The organism is Streptomyces spinosisporus, from assembly GCF_022698145.1.
Taxonomy (GTDB): domain Bacteria; phylum Actinomycetota; class Actinomycetes; order Streptomycetales; family Streptomycetaceae; genus Streptomyces; species Streptomyces spinosisporus.
In genome coordinates, this window is record NZ_JALDAX010000012.1 from 175,051 (window position 1) to 191,593 (window position 16,543).

Sequence of the window (16,543 nt, forward strand, 5' to 3'; positions counted from 1 at the left end):
GGACGGTGAGCGATGACCCGCTACGCAGACATCCCCAAACCCATCCGCTCCGGAATAGTCGTAGTCAACCCCGAAACGGGCACCCCCCAACGCATCATCGTCCTCCAGTTCAACCCGGACACCCTGGAGCGCAGCATCGCCCCCCAGTCCGCCGGGGACAGCAGCGACGGGGGAGCAGGTGGCACCGGGAATGGCGACCGGAACGAGGCACTTCGCCTCAAGGGCCCCGCCGAGGAGACGTGGAAGTTCACCGCCGAGATCGACGCGACCGATCAGTTGGAGATCGCCGCGCCCGACGGCATCCACCCCCAACTGGCCACGCTGGAAATGCTCGTGCAGCCCACCACCGCGCAACTGCGCGCAGCCAGCCGGCTCTCGCAGAAGGGGACCATCGAGATCAGTCCGATCGAGATGCCCCTCACGCTCTTCACTTGGGGCAGCAAGCGCGTCATGCCCGTCCGGCTCACCGAACTCTCCGTCAATGAATCCGCGTTCGACGTGAATCTCAATCCGATACGGGCCTCGCTCAGCATCGGCATGAAGATCCTCACCGTCAGCGATCTCCCGGCGGGGCACCGAGGCGCCGACCTCTACATGGCCCACCTTGCCCAGAAGGAACGCCTCGCGGCCGCCGCCCGCGGCGGCAGCCTCGGGGCCCTCGGACTCCCGGGCGCCGATGTACTGAGTGGAAGGGGCTGACAGACACCCATGGCCGACATCGAGTCCTACGAAAGCGCCCTCGGCGCGATACCCGGCGCGCACCCCTACCCCCGCACCAGCCGCTACCACGACGCCGAGATCGGCATCCACACCCTTCCCGACGGGACCGAAGTCCGGTACGCCAAGCGCCGGTTGCTTCCGCCGCTCGACGACCAGGACACACAGGAACACACTGTCGGTGCCGGCGAGCGCCCCGACCTCCTCGCCCAGCGGTTCTACGGCGACCCCGGCCAGTGGTGGCGCATCGCCGACGCCAACCCCGTACTCGATCCTCGCGAGTTGACCGACGAGGCCGGACGGGTCGTCGAGATCCCCGAGCCCGGGGGGCGACGGAGTGTCTGAGCAGCCAGTCGGACAAGGGCCCGTCCACATCACGCTCCTCATGGGGCCGAAGCTCGCCCGCCCCGTGCCGGCCGAGGTGACCGAGGCCCTCCTCTCCGCCCAGATCACCGCCACCGCCGGCGAACGCAGCGGTTTCCAGCTGGCGTTCGACCTCACCAAGACGGGGATCATCAACAAGCGGCTGCTGCCTGAAGGGTTCTTCGACCCCAAGACCCGCCTCATCGTCACCGTCAGCGTCCGTGGCACCACCGACGTCCTCTTCGACGGGCTCGTCGTCCGGCAGGAGGTCGGCGCCAGCAACCAGCCCGGCCACTCCACCCTCACCGTCACCGGCGAGGATCTGACCCTGCTCATGGACCTGGAGGAGCGCACCGCCCGCTACCCCAACCTGCCGCCCTCGCAGCGCGTCCACGCCATCCTGCGCCGCTACTCCGACTACGGCATCCGGCCCGACGTCTACGCCGAGAAGATCGCCCAGCCGCCGCACCAGGACCTCCGCGTCCACTACCAGACGGGCACCGACCTTCAGTACGTCACCGACCTCGCCCGCGCCAACGGCTACACCTTCTACCTGGAACCCGGCCCCAACCCCGGCCAGTCCTCCGCCCGTTGGGGCCCCGAGGTCCGCCTCGGCATCCGCCAGCACGCCCTCAACGTCAACATGGACGCCAACACGACCGTGGACCAGCTGACGTTCTCGTACGACGGGACGGCCCGCGAGGAACCACAGGCCCGCTGGCAGGACCCGGGGACCCGTCTGTCCACCCTGCTGCCCCAGCCGCCGATCAGCCCGCTGCGCCCGCCCCTCGGGCGACGCCCCACCCCCGCGCTCAGGCGCAGGACCCTCTCCGGCACCGCCAAGCAGCAGCGCGAGCAGGCCGAGGCCGAACTCCTCGCCCGCGCCGCCGTCTCCGCCGACGTGGTCTCCGGTTCCGGCTCGCTCGACGTCAACCGGCACGGCTACATCCTGCAGCCCCGCCAACTGGTCGGCGTGCGCGGCTCGGGACGGGCGTACGACGGCGACTACTACGTCAAGTCCGTCACCCACAACCTGCGCCCGGGCTCCTTCCAGCAGAACTTCACCCTCTCCAGGGAGGGACTGGAGGCCCGCAGCGACCACGTCCGGCCGTAGCCGCCCGAACCACCCGAATCACCTGAAAGCCAGCCGCACCACCCGCACCACCCGACGCGCCCCAACGGCCCACCCACCAGGAGCAGTTCAGCATGGCGGCACCCAACAACCGTTACCTCGGCAAGTTCCGCGGCCGGGTCGTCGACAACAACGACCCGCTGCGGATCGGCCGTGTCACCGTCGAGGTGCCCGACGTCCTCGGCGACGAGCCGTCCACCTGGGCCCTGCCCTGCCTGCCGTTCACGGGACCGGAGTCGGGGCAGTTCGTGGTGCCGCCGCCCGGCGCGGGCGTATGGGTGGAGTTCGAGCAGGGGGACCCCAGTTTCCCCGTGTGGACGGGGTGTTGGTACGGGGCCGCCGAGGAACTGCCGCCCGACGCACGCCGCGCGCTGCAGGCGAACGCGCCCACCAAGCCCGTCGTCGTGCAGACCCCGGGCGCGCACAAGATCGTGATGAACGACACCGCGGGCGCCGAGCAGGGGATTCTGCTCCAGGCCCAGGGCGGCGCCTACATCCGCATCACCAAGGAGGCCGTGGTCATCGCGACCGGCGCAGGCGCCGAGATCGTGCTCCGCGGCAGGGAAGTAACCATCAACGAGGGCCAGTTGACCGTGCTCTCGAAGCGATAGAGGACGGGGGACGCACCAAGTTGTCCGGGAGTCTGCTCGACGCCGGCGCCGTGATCGGCTGCCCGCACGGCGGCCGGGTCACCGCCGCCACCACACCCTCCGGCGGCGTACGCATCCAGGGTGCCGCCGTCGCCACGGCCAGGCACACCTACGTCGTCACCGGCTGCCCGCACACCGTCGACGGTGTGCCCACACCCTGTGTCTCGGTCCGCTGGACCGCCGACGGCACCGGCATCACGGTCGACGGCGTCCCGGTGCTGCTCGACACCTCCGCGGCCCTCTGCCTCACCGCCGCCTTCGTGCCGCAGGGCCCGCCCGTCGTCATGGCCGCACCGCGAAAGGTGACCGTCCGATGAGCCCACGCACCCGCCCGCGCACCGACATCGCGTTCCCCTTCCGCGCCGACCGCCGCGGCCGCACCGCGCACGCCGCGCATGCCGCGCACGTCCACGACCTGATCGAGCAACTGCTGTTCACCAGCCCGGGAGAGCGGGTCATGCGGCCCGACTTCGGCTGCGGGCTGCTCGACCTGGTCTTCGCACCCAACAGCCCGGAACTGGTCAGCACGCTCGAACTCTCCGTGCAGGCCTCGCTGCAGCGCTGGCTCGGCGACCTCATCGACGTCGTCGCCCTCGACGTGGTGAGCGACGACAACGCCGTACGGGTCCATCTGTCCTACGTCCTGCGCGCCACCGGCGCCCGCACCGACGACGTCTTCGAAGGGAGGGCCGTATGACCACCGCCACGTCCCGGCGTGCCAAGGTGAGAGCCGCGCAGCTCAACGGAGTCGACGCCGTCGAGGTCGACGACGACGGACTGCTGCTCACCGTCACCTTCCTCGGCAAGGCCCCGCACGGCCTCGGACCGGAGAACGTCCGCATCGACGGCGGCCGCCGGATCACCGGCATCACCGCCGTCGACGTCAGCGTCGAACGCGAGGAGGACCCGGAGCTCGACGACCGGCTCTACGTCACCCTCGACCGGACCGGCGACACCTCGCGGTACGTCCTCGCCCTCGTCGAGACCGACCCGTACGGCCGCCCCGGCACGGAACCCTTCCGCGGCTTCGACCAGCGCTACCACCGGGCGTCCTTCTCCTTCCGGCCCGACTGCCCAACTCCGTTCGACTGCAAGGAAGACGGCGAGGCACAGCCGGACTTCCCCGCCGCGCCCGTCGTCGACTACACCGCCCGCGACTACGACACCATCCGCAAGCTGCTCCTGGACCGGCTCGCGCTCACCACCCCCGACTGGGTCGAGCGCAACCCCGCCGACCTGGGCATGACGCTCGTCGAACTGCTCGCGTACACCGGCGACCAGATCAGCTACCAGCAGGACGCGGTGGCCACCGAGGCCTACCTGGACACCGCGCGCCGCCGGGTCTCGGTGCGGCGGCACGTCCGGCTCATCGACTACGCGATGCACGACGGCTGCACGGCCCGCGCCTACGTCACCGTCCGCACCGCCGACGACACCACGCTCGCCCCGGGCACCTTCCGCTTCGCCTCCGTCGACATACGCACCCTCGACCCGCACGACCGGCCCGTACCGGGACCGGTGATCGACGAGAACGACCTCGGCGACCTGGACGAACGCGGCTCCGTGGAGGTCTTCGAACCGGTCCTCGCCGCCGACCCGCTCGAACTGAAGGTCGCGCACAACGCGATCCGGCTGTGGACCTGGGGCGGCGAGGTGTGCACCCTGCCGAAGGGCGCCACCTCCGCCACCCTGCGCGACGCGTGGGACGACCCGGAGACCTGCCGGACACGTCAACTCGCCCTCAAAGCAGGTGACGTGCTGATCCTGGAGGAGGTCAAGGGGCCGCGCACGGGCACCCCGGGGGACCAGGACCCGAGCCACCGCCAGGCCGTGCGCCTCACCTCCGTCACCCCGGGTGTCGACCGCATCGAGGACCAGCCGGTCCTGGAGGTCACCTGGGCCGCCGAGGACGCGCTGCGCTTCCCGCTCTGCCTCACCACGCGCGGCGGCCGCGACTGCCTGCCCGTCGAGGACGTGACCCTGGCCCGCGGCAATGTCGTCCTCGTCGACCACGGCCGCACCCTCACCGGCCTCCCGGAGACCGTCACCGTGCCGCCGGAGCCCGCCGTCGTCGCCCCCTGCGACCCGCCCGCCTTCGGATGCGACGACCCCGCCGAGGGCAACGCGCCGGCCCGTCTGATCAACTCCCTCACGGACCGCACGGAGAACGGCGAAGCACTCGTCCCCGACGACGTCCGCGAGCTGTTCCAGGTGGTGGGCGAGGCCGCGACCGTACGCGCCGGAATCGGTCTGGAACGCGCCGGTCAGCGCCACGAACGCGTGGTGCCCGGCACGGCATACGCCCAGGCCGCCGCCCTGCGCGCCCTCCTCGCGCAGTCCGTGTACCCCGGCATCAGGCCCCGCTTCCGCCCGGTCCTCGGCCGCTCCCCGGTCGTCCAGGCGGCCCCCTTCCCCGACCCGCAGGCCGTCGCCGCAGGGCAGGCCGAGCGGATCGCCGCGATCCCGGGGCGGGTGCGGCAGCGCCTCGTCGAACTGTGGCGCAGCGCCCGCGACCGCGACGGGCTCACGGACGAGGAGATCGCCGAACTCACCGTCGTCTACGGCCTGAAGACCATCGAGCGGTACGAGCTCCGGGCGCACCCCGTCCGAGCCCTGCGCGAACTCCTGCACAGGAACGACGAGTTCCTGGACACCAAGCTGCGCCGGGTGGAGATCCTCGCCTCCCGGGCCCGCGCGGGCACCGTGCTCGACGGGCACATCGCCTGGGAGATCGCGCACAGTTGGGGCCCGGCGTACGCGGCCGGACTGCACCCCGACGAGCCCGTGCTGCGCGGGTCCGCGACGGCCGCGCTCGACCAGGACCCGCGCACGGCGCTGCCCGCCGTACGGGTCGAGGACGGCGAGCAGACCTGGGTGCCCCGCCGCGACCTGCTGCACAGCGGGCCCCGCGACCGGCACTTCGTCGGTGAACTCGAGGACGACGGCCGCCTCGCGCTGCGCTTCGGCGACGGCCGGCACGGCGCGCGGCCCGCAGCGGGCGCCCGGCTCGCCCTCCATTACCGGCTCGGCGGCGGGCACGCGGGCAACGTGGGCGCGGAGGCCATCAACCATCTGGTCGTGCAGAGCGACTGCGAGCGGCCGCCGGCCGCCGTGGTCCGCAACCCGCTGCCCGCCACCGGCGGTGTCGAGCCCGAACCCGTCGAGCAGGCACGCCAGTTGGCCCCGCTCGACCTGCGCCGCACCCGGCTGCGCGCGGTCACCGCCGAGGACTACGCGGCCCTCGCCCGCGCACTGCCCGGCGTACAGCGGGCCGCCGCCGAGATCCGCTGGACCGGCAGCGTCCAGGAGGCACACATCGCGATCGACGCATACGGCAGCGCCGAGCCGACGGCCGCACTGCTCGCACGGGTGGAGCAGTCCCTGGAGGCGTACCGGCGCATCGGCCACGACCTCGTCGTCGGCCCCGCCCGCCTGGTGCCGCTGGACATCGAGCTGAGCGTGTGTGCCGCGCCCGGCCACCAGCACGGACAGATCCTTGCCGAGCTGTACCGCGTGCTGGGCAGCGGACGGCTCGCGGACGGGCGGCTCGGGTTCTTCCACCCGGACGCGCTGACCTTCGGCGAACCCGTACGGCTCAGCCGGCTGGTCGCCGTCGCCGCCGCCGTACCGGGCGTGCGGAGCGTCGAAGTCACCCGGCTGCGGCGGCTGTTCGAGCAGGAACGAGGAGAGAGGGAGGACGGCGTGCTGCGGCTCGGCCCGCTGGAGATCGCCACCTGCGACAACGACCCGGACCGGCCGGAGAACGGCCTGCTGGCGATAGCCCTGGGAGGTGCCCGATGAGCCCGACGTGCTCCTGCAAAGGGGCGTGCGGCGGTCACGACGAGCGCCTGGCGCCCGCCCCCGTGCACAACCCGCCCGGCCGCACCGCCCTCGACTACCGCGTCGGCGCGTACGGCTCCTTCCTGGCCGCCCTCCTCGACCGGCTCGCCTCACCGGCGTACCCGGCACTCGACGGGCTGACCGTACGCACCCCCGACGACCCGGCGATCGGTCTCCTCGACGCGACCGCCGTCCTCGGCGACCTGCTCACCTTCCACTCGGAGAGGATCGCCGACGAGGCCTATATCCGCACGGCCGGCGAGCACCGCTCGCTGGTCCTGCTCGGCCGCCTCGTCGGACACCGCCCGCGGCCCGGGGTCGCCGCCGCCACACACCTGGCGTACACCCTCGAACGCGACCCGCGCGCGGAGACGCTGCCCGTCGTGATCCCGCGCGGCGCACGCACCCACAGCGTGCCCGCCTCCGCGGACGAGGAGTCCGTGACCTTCGAGACCAGCCGGGACCTCACGGCCCGCTGGGACTGGAACGAGCTGAAGGTGCGCAGGAGGCGGCCGACGCTGGTGACGCCGGCGGATCTCGAGCGGCGGTCCGAGTTCTTCGTCGAGGGGGCGGGGAACTCGCTGCAGACCGGGGATCAGTTGCTGTTCGTCTTCGGTGAACAGGCCGGTGGGGAGCGGAAGTTGCTGCCGGTCGCGGGGGTGCGTGTCGACCGGGACGAGGATGTCACGGTACTCACGCTGCCGAAGTCCGCGCCCCCCACGCTCAAGGAGCTCGTCGACGAGGTGCTGCGGTGGGTGGCGGAGCCGTCCGCTCCGGGTGGGCCGGGGGATGAGCCGCCGACGCCTGAGGTGCCCAATCCGCGGCCGGTGAGCCGGTTGATCGAGGATTTCGAGGATCAGGTGCTCGTGCCTCTGCGGGCGGCTTTGGGGGACGTGAAGACGCCCGAAGGGTTGGTGGGGTGTCTGGCGGAGCCTGTTGCGCGGCTGGGTGAGGCCGAGGTGTTGGCCGAGCCGTTCGAGGAGGTTGCTGCGTGGTTTGAGCAACTGCACGCGGTACTCGATGAACTCGGGGCTCGTGCAATGGGGTTGGCTCCTGCGCAGGCCGCCGATGAGGGTGCCCCTGTGGGTGCGTTGGCGGGTGCGGGTTCGTCCGGGCTTGGCGCGCAGTTCCCCGCGCCCCTGGAGGGTGATCCGCGTACCGCTGCCTTTGATGTTCTGGGGGCTGTTCTTCCCGCCCTGCGTGCCCAGGCTGCCGGCGCGTTTGGCGGGGGCGGTGCTCGGCGGCCCGGTGCCGATGCCGCTCGGGTGCTTGCTGCGCTCAATCCGGGGGTCGGCAGTCTGTATCCGGCCTGGCGGAAGGCGGCTGTTGGTGCGCCCGGGCAGTTGCTGCGGGCGTTGCTCGCCATGCGGGTCACCGCGGCGCCGTTCGGGGCCACGGCGCCGCTCAAGCCTGTGCAGGACGACAAGGGGCGGGTCATCCGCTCCACCGACTGGCCGCTGACGGGCGCCGCGCTCACCGGCATGCGGATCGTCTACGACACCGGGGCCAAGGCGCCGGTCCGGGCGGAGTTCCAGTACGTCGAGGGCAACAGCTCCGACCAGCGCGCCGTGACCCTGCCGCTGAGCCAGCAGGTCAGCTTCACGCTCGGGCCCGGCCAGGTCGACCTGTCGACCCGTGCCGCCCAGGACCGCGACCTGAGCTGGCTCACCCGCCGCCCCGCCGACTCCCAGGAACCCGGCGTCAACATCCGCCTGCGCGACGGTCTGCCGGCGCGGACCCTGTTCGTGTCCCGCCCGGACGAGCAGGGCGTGATCCACGTCGGCGTCAACAACGGCACCCCGCGCGAGGAGTCCCTGCGCCCGGGCGACACCCGGCAGTTCACCCACGGCGAGTACGAGGTGAGCCTGCGCTACACCGTGGGCAGCAGCGAGCCCAACGTCGAGGTCGTCATCGCCAGCAAGCCGGCACCGGTCAACCGCAAGGTGCTCCAGCTGGACAGCGTGCACACCGGCATCACCGTCGGCAGCTGGGTCGCGATCCAGCGCCCCACCAAGGGCGCCCAGGACGGCATCCCCGGCGACGCCGAGCTGGCGTTCGTCACCACGCAGGTCGTGTCGGTGCGTACGGCGGCGTACACCAACTACGGCATCACCAGCCGCGGCACCGAACTCACCCTCGCCGACCCGTGGCTGGACGAGTTCGACGTCCTGCTCTCGCACATCCGCGACACCACCGTGCACGCGGCGGGCGAGCCGCTGCGCCCGGCGGACGAGCCGCTCGGCGAGGACGTGCACGGCAACGAGATCGAACTCGCCGAGCTGTACGACGGGTTGGGCGCGGGACGGCTGCTCGTCGTCACCGGCGAGCGCAGCGACATCCCCGGCACGGCCGGTGTCGCCGCCACCGAGGTCGTCGCCGTCGCCGCCGCCGACCCGGCCGTGGATCCGCAGCTGCCCGGCGACCGCGTCCACACCCGGCTGACCCTGACCACCGACCTCGTCCACCGCTACCGCCGCGACACGGTCAGGATCCTGGGCAACGTGGTCGAGGCCACCCACGGCGAGAGCCGTCAGGAGTCCATCGGCAGCGGCGACTCCGACCGCGTCGGACAGACCTTCGCGCTCTGGCAGTCCCCGCTGACCTGGCTCGCCGACGACAACCCCCTCGGCGCCACACCGGTGCTGGAGATCCGGGTCGACGGCGTGCTCTGGCACGAGGTGGACAGCCTCGCCGGACGGGGCCCGCGCGACCGTGTCTACATCACCGGGACCGCCTCCGACGGGCGCACCACGGTCACCTTCGGCGACGGTGTGCACGGCGCCCGGCTGCCCAGCGGCCACGAGAACGTCCACGCGAGCTACCGCTTCGGCACCGGCAAGGCCGCCAACGTGCCCGCCGACCGGCTCACCCAGCCCCTGACCCGCCCGCTCGGCGTCACCGCCGTCACCAACCCCCGCCCGGCCACGGGCGGCGCGGACGCGGACGGCCCGGGCCTGACCCGCCGTACGGTCCCGCTGGCGGTCTCCGCCCTCGACCGGCTCGTCTCGCCGGCCGACTACGAGGACTTCGCCCGCTCCCGGGCCGGCATCGGCCGGGCCGCCGCACGCGAACTCTTCGACGGACGGCGGCGGTTGCTGCACGTGACGGTCGCGGGCACCGACGACGTGCCGCTCGACGGCGGCTCGGACACCCTGCGCGCCCTGCGCGGCGCACTCGCCGAGTACGGCGACGCCAACCTGCCCGTCCGTGTCGACGTGCGCGAACTGGTCCTGCTGCTCGTCGCCGCGAAGGTGAAGGTCGCCCCCGACCACGCCTGGGAGTACGTCGAGCCACGGCTGCGCCAGGCACTCATGCGCCGACTCGGCTACGAGGGACGGGAGTTGGGGCAGCCCGCCCGGCTCTCCGACCTCCTCGCCACGGCCCACACCGTGCCCGGCGTCGACTACGTCGACGTGGACGTCTTCACCGGCGTCCCCGCCTCCGCGACCCCGGACGAACTCGCCGCACTGCTCACCGACCCCGGCCCGCCGCGGGCCTCGGTGCCGGCCCACCCGGCGTCGTACGACAAGAAGGTCCACACCGTCCGCGCCGCGAACGGCGAGACGCTGTCGGAGATCTGCGCGCGCTACGGCATCGCGCTCGCCGAACTCCTGCGCCTCAACCCCGACATCACCGACACCCGGCGCCTCGCGCAGGGCCGTTCGGTGTTCGTCTTCCGCGGCATCCGCCCCGCCCAGCTCGCCCTGCTGTCCCCACGGGCGGCGGACACCCTCATCCTCACGGAGGTCAAGTGATGGCCGCGAACCCGGCGGACGTCCAGTTCGACACGGCGACCCCGGCAGCCGTCCGGGAGCCCGACGGCCTCGCCGCCCTGCTGCCGCGCTGGCACCTGCTGCGCGACGCCGAGGAGGGCGAGCCGCTGCGGGCGCTGCTCGCGGTGATCGCCGAGCAGCTCGACCGGGTCCGCGACGGTGTGGAGCAGGGCTACGAGGACCTGTTCGTGGAGACGGCGGCACCCTGGGTGCTGCCGTACCTCGGCGACCTGGTCGGCTACCGCACCCTGCCCGGCTACGAGCGCGTCCTGACCACCGGTCTGCACGCGGGCGGGCGCGAGGCCCTCGCCGAGGCGATCGCACCGCGCGCGGACGTGGCGGCCACGGTCGCCGCCCGCCGCCGCAAGGGCACGCTGCACCTGCTGGAGGAGATCTCCGAGCGGGTCGCCGGCTACCCCGCACGCGCGGTCGAGCTGTCCCGGCTGGTCGCGCACAACCAGTCGGTGAAGCTCCACCGGGACACGGGCCGGGGCCGTCTGCTCGACCTCAGGGACGGCTCGGCGCTCGCGCTCACCGGCGGCCCCTTCGGGACGACCGCCCGCACGGTCGACGTCCGCCGCACCAACTCCTCGCGCAGACAAGGGGGTTGGACACCCGCCGGGGTCGGCCTCTTCGTCTGGCGGCTCGGGGCGTACTCGCTGACCTCGTCCCCGGCGTACTGCATCGACCGCGCCCGCAACCTCTACACGTTCTCGATCCTCGGCAACGACAGCCCCCTGGTCACCAAGCCCGTCCCGGAGCCGTCGCCCACCCACATCGCCACCGTCGACAACGTCCCCGCCTTCATCACCCGCCGTCTGCTCCACGACCGGCTGCTCGACTACTACGGCCCCGGCAAGAGCTTCGTCATCCGACGCGACGGCGAGGACCGGCCCGTACCGCCCTCCGACATCGTGGTCGCCGACCTCTCCGACTGGCGCTACCGGCCCAAACGCGGCCAGATCGCCGTCGACCCGGAGCTCGGACGGATCGCGTTCGGGTCCAGGTCGGCGCCCCGGCAGGGCGTATGGGTGGACTACCACTACGCGTCCGGCGCCGACATGGGCGGCGGCGAGTACGCGCGGCCCGACCGCACGGCCCGGCCCGACGCCGCTTTCTACCGGGTCGGCCCCGGGCAGCCGTACCGCCAGATCATGGACGCCTACCGGGCCTGGCAGCACGACCGCCGGGCCGGTGACACCGGACCCGACGGCATCATCGAGATCACGCACAGCGGCGCATACCAGGAGCAGCTGGACTTCGACCTCGACCCCGGCGACCGGCTGGAGCTGCGCGCCGCCGAGGGCACCCGCCCGGTGATCCGGCTCCTCGACTGGTACAGCAACCGCCCCGACGCCCTCAACATCCGCGCCGTGGACGAGGACTGCGCACCGCACGAGCGGCCGCGCATCGTCCTCGACGGGCTGCTGGTCGCCGGGCGCGGCATCAACGTCACCGGGCCGATGGGAGCCGTCGTCGTACGGCACTCCACGCTCGTACCCGGCTGGTCCCTGGAACCCGAGTGCGAGCCGCACTCGCCCGACGAGCCCAGCATCGTGCTGGAGCGCACCACCGCCTGTCTGCAGGTCGAACACAGCATCCTCGGCACCGTCGAGGTCATCGGCGACGAGGTGAGCGAGGACCCCCTCGACATCCATCTGCGCGACAGCATCCTGGACGCCACCGGCTCCGACCGCGAGGCACTGTCCGCCCCGGACTGCCGTCACGCCCACGCGGTGCTCCATGTGCACCGCACCACCGTCATCGGCGAAGTCCACACCCACGCCGTGGAGTTGGCCGAGAACTCCATCTTCACGGGCAAGCTCCATGTGGCCCGGCGCGGGATCGGCTGCCTGCGCCACTCCTACGTCCCCGCCGGCTCGCGCACCCCGCGAAGGCACCGCTGCCAGCCCGATCTCACCCCGGGCGTACGGCCGTTGTTCTCCGCCCTGCGCTACGGGACGCCCTGGTACGGGCAGCTGTCCGACCGCTGTCCCGAACAGATCCGGCGCGGAGCCGACGACGGCGCCGAAATGGGTGCCTTCCACGACCTGTACCGGCCGCAGCGCGAGGACGGCCTGCGCGCGCGGCTCGCGGAGTACACCCCCGCGGGCACCGACGCCGGGATCTTCTTCGTGACCTGATCCGAGGCCGACAGGCACCCGCACCCGCACCCTTTTCCGAACCAGGGGGACCCCCTTCATGCACGCTGATCTCTCCCGCCTCACCTTCCGGCCGGAGCGGCACTACTCCGCGGTCGTCGCCCAGCAGGGCCGCGTCCAGCTCGACGCCGACGCCAACGAGCAGACCGCGATCCAGCTCCACCGGGCCCGCGCCCTCGCCGCCGACCTGATCGGCCGGCACGGCGGACCGCGCGACGCGGCCGGCTTCCGCGTCGAGTACATCGGCGGCAAGCACGACATCGACACCCTGCACATCTTCGGCGGGCGCTACTACGTCGACGGCATCCTCGTCGACGCGGACCGCCCGGCGCCGGGCACACCCGTGCCGGACGAGGACGCCGAGGACACCGACGACACGGCGGACACCGCGGCCCCGCCGTCGTACTGGACCTACTGGGACCAGCCCGACGCCTACCGCGACCCGGAGAAGCCCGGCGACCGGCTGCCCTCACCCGCGCAGTCGCCGTTCGTGGTCTATCTGAACGTCTGGGAGCGCTCGGTGACCGCGGCCGAGGACCCGGCGCTGCGCGAGGTCGCCCTCGGCGCGGCGATGCCGGACACCGCGGCCCGCGTCAAGGTGGTCTGGCAGGTGCTGCCGCTCTCCCTCGCCGAGCTGGCGATCGAGGACACCGACCCGTCGAAGGAGGTCGTCCGCGCCGCCTTCGAGAAGTGGGCGAAGGGACAGGCGCTGTCCTCGGCCCGGCTCGCGGCGCGCAGCGAACGACCCGACCACGCCGACGAGGACCCCTGCCTGGTCCGGCCGGACGCCCGCTACCGCGGCACGGAGAACCAGCTGTACCGCGTCGAGGTGCACGCGGGCGGCGCGGCGAAGGACGCCACCTTCAAGTGGTCCCGCGAGAACGGGTCCGTGGTCTTCCCGGTCGACGAACTCGACGGCACCTGGGTGCAGTTGGCGTCCCTCGGCCACGACGACAAACTCGACCTGGCCGTCGGTGACCTCGTGGAGTTCACCGACACCGCCTACTCCTCACGGCTCGAGGCCCTGCCGCTGCTGCGCGTCGAGGAACTCGACCTGCCCGGCCGCCGGGTCCGGCTGTCCGCCGAGCCCGAGCCGGGCGTCGGGCGGCAGCCCGCCCTCAACCCCTTCCTGCGCCGCTGGGACCACCACGAGGGCCCCAGGCGCAAGGGCCGTACGGCAACCCTCAAGGGGGGCGCCGTCCCCGTCACCGAGGGGGAGTGGCTGCCGCTGGAGGACGGCGTCGAGGTGTACTTCGCCAAGGGCGGCGCCTACCGCACCGGCGATCACTGGCTGATCCCGGCCCGCACCGCGACCGGCGCCGTCGAATGGCCGGCCGACCCGGCGCGCCGCCCACTGCTCCAGGGCCCCGCCGGCATCGCACGCCACTTCGCCCCGCTGGCCCTGGTCAAGGGCGAGGAGGGCGCCGTCGACCTGCGGCTCGCCTTCGGTCCGCTGGCCAGCAGCATCCCGGCCGCGGACGAGGCCACCCTGGCCGCGGAGGAGCAGGCACGACGTGAGGAGACGGCGGCGGAGGACCCGTCGCACGGAAGGTCGCAGACCACGGCGGAAGCGGAGGCCGCGGCGGAGGGAGACAACTGATGGCCACACCCATGAGCGCGTCCAAGCTGCTGGAGATCCTGCGGGCGGAGGGCCTGACGGTCCACGAGGTACGCAGCTGGCGCACCCACAACCGCAACAGCAAGGGACCCTGGGGTCCGATCAACGGCGTGATGATCCACCACACCGTCACCTCGGGCACCCAGAACTCGGTGAACATCTGTTACAACGGCTACTCCGGGCTGCCCGGCCCGCTGTGCCACGGCGTCATCGACAAGAAGGGCGAGGTCCACCTCGTCGGCAACGGCCGTGCCAACCATGCCGGGTTGGGCGACAGCGACGTCCTGCGCGCCGTCGTCAACGAGTCGAAGCTGCCGCACGACAACGAGGCCGACACCGACGGCAACCGGCACTTCTACGGCTTCGAGTGCATCAACCTCGGTGACGGCAAGGACCCCTGGCCCGAGGCGCAGAAGGAGGCCATCGAGAAGGTGGCCGCGGCCATCTGCCGGCACTACGGCTGGAGCGAGCGGTCGGTCATCGGCCACAAGGAGTGGCAGCCCGGCAAGACGGACCCGCGCGGCTTCACCATGGACGGGATGCGCAAGCGCATCGCCGAACGGCTGGCGGGCAAGGGCGGCGGAGGTGGCGGCGGCTCGAAGCCGCCGTCCAAGCCCAAGTACGCGCCCTTCCCCGGTGGCGGCTTCTTCCACGACGGACAGAAGTCCCCGCTCATCACCGCCATGGGCAAACGCCTGGTCGCCGAGGGCTGCGACCACTACGAGGTCGGGCCCGGCCCCGAGTGGACCGCCGCCGACCGCGCGTCCTACCAGGCCTGGCAGCACAAGCTCGGCTTCAAGGGCAAGGACGCCGACGGCATCCCCGGCAAGGTCAGCTGGGACAAACTGAAGGTGCCCGCGAGCTGAGGGCCGCCTCCCTTTCGCCCCGCCCGCCTACGCCGACTCGGCGTTGGTGGGCGGGTGCGTGGGACGGGCGGGGAACTGCGTGGGCAGCGGCGGCAGTTGGGCGCCGTGCACCCATGCATCGAGGAGAGCGTCCAGCGGCTCGTCCGCGAACCGGTTCACATGGGCCGTGAACGTCTTCGTCGTCACGGCCCCGTCCCGGTGCAGCACCGCCCAGTTGCGCAGCATACGGAAGAACGCGTCGTCGCCCATCGCGCAGCGCACCGCGTGCACGGTCAGCCCGCCGCGCTCGTAGAGCCGGTCGTCGAACATCGACTTGCGGCCCGGGTCGGCCAGCTTCAGATCCTGCGGCTGCGCGGACAGCAACCGGTGGGCGACGGCGGCGAAATGCTGCGCGGCGCGCCCGCCGGAGCGCTCCGACCACAGCCACTCGGCGTACTTGGCCAGCCCCTCGTTCAGCCAGATGTGCCGCCAGTCCGCGATGGACACGCTGTTGCCGAACCACTGGTGCGCCAGCTCGTGCGCCACCAGCCGCTCCGAACTCCGCGCCCCGTCCACGTGGTTGGCGCCGAACAGCGACAACCCCTGTGCCTCCACGGGCACATCGAGCTCCTCCTCGGTCACCACCACGGCGTACTCACCGAACGGGTAGGGCCCGAAGACCTCCTGGAACAGGTCCATCATCTGCGGCTGCCGCGCGAAGTCCCGGGAGAACTCGGGCAGCAGATGCGCCGGGATGTGCCCGTGCTGCGGCACCCCGCCCGGGCCCGGGTCGCCCAGCAGCACCGTCTGGTACTTGCCGATCGCGAGCCCCACCAGATAACTCGACGTCGGCGCCGACTGCTCGTACACCCAGGTCGTCGTGGACGCCTTCGTCGTACGGGTCAGCAGCCGGCCGCCCGCGACCACCGCGTACGCGGACGGCGTGGTGACCGAGATCTGGTACGACGCCTTGTCGGCGGGCCGGTCGTTGCACGGGTACCAGGACGGCGCCCCGACCGGCTGGCTCGCCACCAGCGCCCCGTCCTCCAGCTCCTCCCAGCCGAGCCCGCCCCACGGGCTGTGCACCGGCTTGGGGTTGCCCGACCACTGCACCTCGACGGTGAAGGCCGCACCGGCCCGCACGGGCTTGGCGGGGCGGATCCGCAGCCTGCCGCCGCGGTGCGTGTAGTGCGGCTGCCGCCCGTCCACCCGGACCCGGCCGATCTTGAAGTCGGCGAGGTTGAGGACGAACTCGGCGAGCGGCGAACGGCCCGCTATGGCGTTGATGCGGGCGGTCCCGGCCAGCCGGTTCGGGCCGGGGCGGTAGTCCAGCGCGAGCTCGTAGCGGTGCACCCGGTACCGGGCGTCACCGTGGTCCGGGAAGTACGGGTCCGAACCCGCCGCCTGCTGAACTGCCACTGCCGCTTCTGCTCCCTGCGCCGT

Annotated in this window: 12 protein-coding genes; 11 read left to right on the forward strand and 1 reads right to left on the reverse strand. The window is 72.4% G+C overall.

What is annotated here, in order from left to right:
• Positions 1 to 12: 12 nt before the first annotated feature.
• The 11 genes from MQN93_RS28655 to MQN93_RS28705 all read left to right on the forward strand — a co-directional run bounded on the left by MQN93_RS28655 (position 13) and on the right by MQN93_RS28705 (position 15,121).
• Positions 13 to 699, forward strand: coding sequence for a hypothetical protein (locus tag MQN93_RS28655; protein ID WP_242711847.1), 687 nt, complete (start codon positions 13 to 15; stop codon positions 697 to 699).
• Positions 700 to 708: 9 nt separating this feature from the next.
• Positions 709 to 1,062 carry a LysM peptidoglycan-binding domain-containing protein gene (locus MQN93_RS28660; protein WP_016434437.1) on the forward strand — a complete coding sequence of 118 codons (354 nt, stop codon included), beginning with the start codon at positions 709 to 711 and terminating at the stop codon, positions 1,060 to 1,062.
• A complete protein-coding gene (locus MQN93_RS28665; protein WP_037781670.1) occupies positions 1,055 to 2,194 on the forward strand; it encodes a hypothetical protein in 1,140 nt (379 codons plus the stop codon). The genes MQN93_RS28660 and MQN93_RS28665 overlap by 8 nt, the downstream gene beginning before the upstream one ends.
• A 92-nt stretch (positions 2,195 to 2,286) precedes the next feature.
• Positions 2,287 to 2,823, forward strand: a complete 537-nt coding sequence (locus MQN93_RS28670) for a phage baseplate assembly protein V (protein WP_016434435.1) — start codon at positions 2,287 to 2,289, stop codon at positions 2,821 to 2,823.
• 20 nt (positions 2,824 to 2,843) lie between these two features.
• Positions 2,844 to 3,179 carry a hypothetical protein gene (locus MQN93_RS28675; protein WP_016434434.1) on the forward strand — a complete coding sequence of 112 codons (336 nt, stop codon included), beginning with the start codon at positions 2,844 to 2,846 and terminating at the stop codon, positions 3,177 to 3,179.
• On the forward strand, positions 3,176 to 3,559 hold the full coding sequence (locus MQN93_RS28680) for a GPW/gp25 family protein (protein ID WP_242711848.1): 384 nt from the start codon (positions 3,176 to 3,178) through the stop codon (positions 3,557 to 3,559). Before MQN93_RS28675 ends, MQN93_RS28680 begins: the two co-directional genes overlap by 4 nt.
• Positions 3,556 to 6,663, forward strand: coding sequence for a putative baseplate assembly protein (locus tag MQN93_RS28685; RefSeq protein WP_242711849.1), 3,108 nt, complete (start codon positions 3,556 to 3,558; stop codon positions 6,661 to 6,663). The genes MQN93_RS28680 and MQN93_RS28685 overlap by 4 nt, the downstream gene beginning before the upstream one ends.
• Positions 6,660 to 10,457 (forward strand): putative baseplate assembly protein, encoded by a 3,798-nt coding sequence (locus MQN93_RS28690; protein ID WP_242711850.1) that lies wholly within the window; start codon positions 6,660 to 6,662, stop codon positions 10,455 to 10,457. The genes MQN93_RS28685 and MQN93_RS28690 overlap by 4 nt, the downstream gene beginning before the upstream one ends.
• Entirely contained in the window at positions 10,457 to 12,619 is a 2,163-nt protein-coding gene (locus MQN93_RS28695; RefSeq protein ID WP_242711851.1) for a hypothetical protein, read from the forward strand. Before MQN93_RS28690 ends, MQN93_RS28695 begins: the two co-directional genes overlap by 1 nt.
• Before the next feature lie 58 nt (positions 12,620 to 12,677).
• Positions 12,678 to 14,237 carry a DUF6519 domain-containing protein gene (locus MQN93_RS28700; RefSeq protein ID WP_242711852.1) on the forward strand — a complete coding sequence of 520 codons (1,560 nt, stop codon included), beginning with the start codon at positions 12,678 to 12,680 and terminating at the stop codon, positions 14,235 to 14,237.
• Complete coding sequence (locus MQN93_RS28705) at positions 14,237 to 15,121, forward strand: peptidoglycan-binding protein (RefSeq protein ID WP_016434428.1); 885 nt, start codon at positions 14,237 to 14,239, stop codon at positions 15,119 to 15,121. The genes MQN93_RS28700 and MQN93_RS28705 overlap by 1 nt, the downstream gene beginning before the upstream one ends.
• Positions 15,122 to 15,148: 27 nt before the next feature.
• On the opposite strand, the gene MQN93_RS28710 is transcribed toward MQN93_RS28705, so the two are convergent.
• On the reverse strand, positions 15,149 to 16,519 hold the full coding sequence (locus tag MQN93_RS28710; protein ID WP_242711853.1) for a M1 family metallopeptidase: 1,371 nt from the start codon (positions 16,517 to 16,519) through the stop codon (positions 15,149 to 15,151).
• Positions 16,520 to 16,543: the final 24 nt, after the last annotated feature.

Bases quoted from the DNA above. Each gene is read 5' to 3' on its own strand.
- MQN93_RS28660 (WP_016434437.1), top strand. From the start codon at position 709: ATGGCCGACATCGAGTCCTACGAAAGCGCCCTCGGCGCGATACCCGGC.
- MQN93_RS28655 (WP_242711847.1), top strand. From the start codon at position 13: ATGACCCGCTACGCAGACATCCCCAAACCCATCCGCTCCGGAATAGTC.
- MQN93_RS28685 (WP_242711849.1), top strand. From the start codon at position 3,556: ATGACCACCGCCACGTCCCGGCGTGCCAAGGTGAGAGCCGCGCAGCTC.
- MQN93_RS28700 (WP_242711852.1), top strand. From the start codon at position 12,678: ATGCACGCTGATCTCTCCCGCCTCACCTTCCGGCCGGAGCGGCACTAC.
- MQN93_RS28705 (WP_016434428.1), top strand. From the start codon at position 14,237: ATGGCCACACCCATGAGCGCGTCCAAGCTGCTGGAGATCCTGCGGGCG.
- MQN93_RS28670 (WP_016434435.1), top strand. From the start codon at position 2,287: ATGGCGGCACCCAACAACCGTTACCTCGGCAAGTTCCGCGGCCGGGTC.
- MQN93_RS28680 (WP_242711848.1), top strand. From the start codon at position 3,176: ATGAGCCCACGCACCCGCCCGCGCACCGACATCGCGTTCCCCTTCCGC.
- MQN93_RS28690 (WP_242711850.1), top strand. From the start codon at position 6,660: ATGAGCCCGACGTGCTCCTGCAAAGGGGCGTGCGGCGGTCACGACGAG.
- MQN93_RS28695 (WP_242711851.1), top strand. From the start codon at position 10,457: ATGGCCGCGAACCCGGCGGACGTCCAGTTCGACACGGCGACCCCGGCA.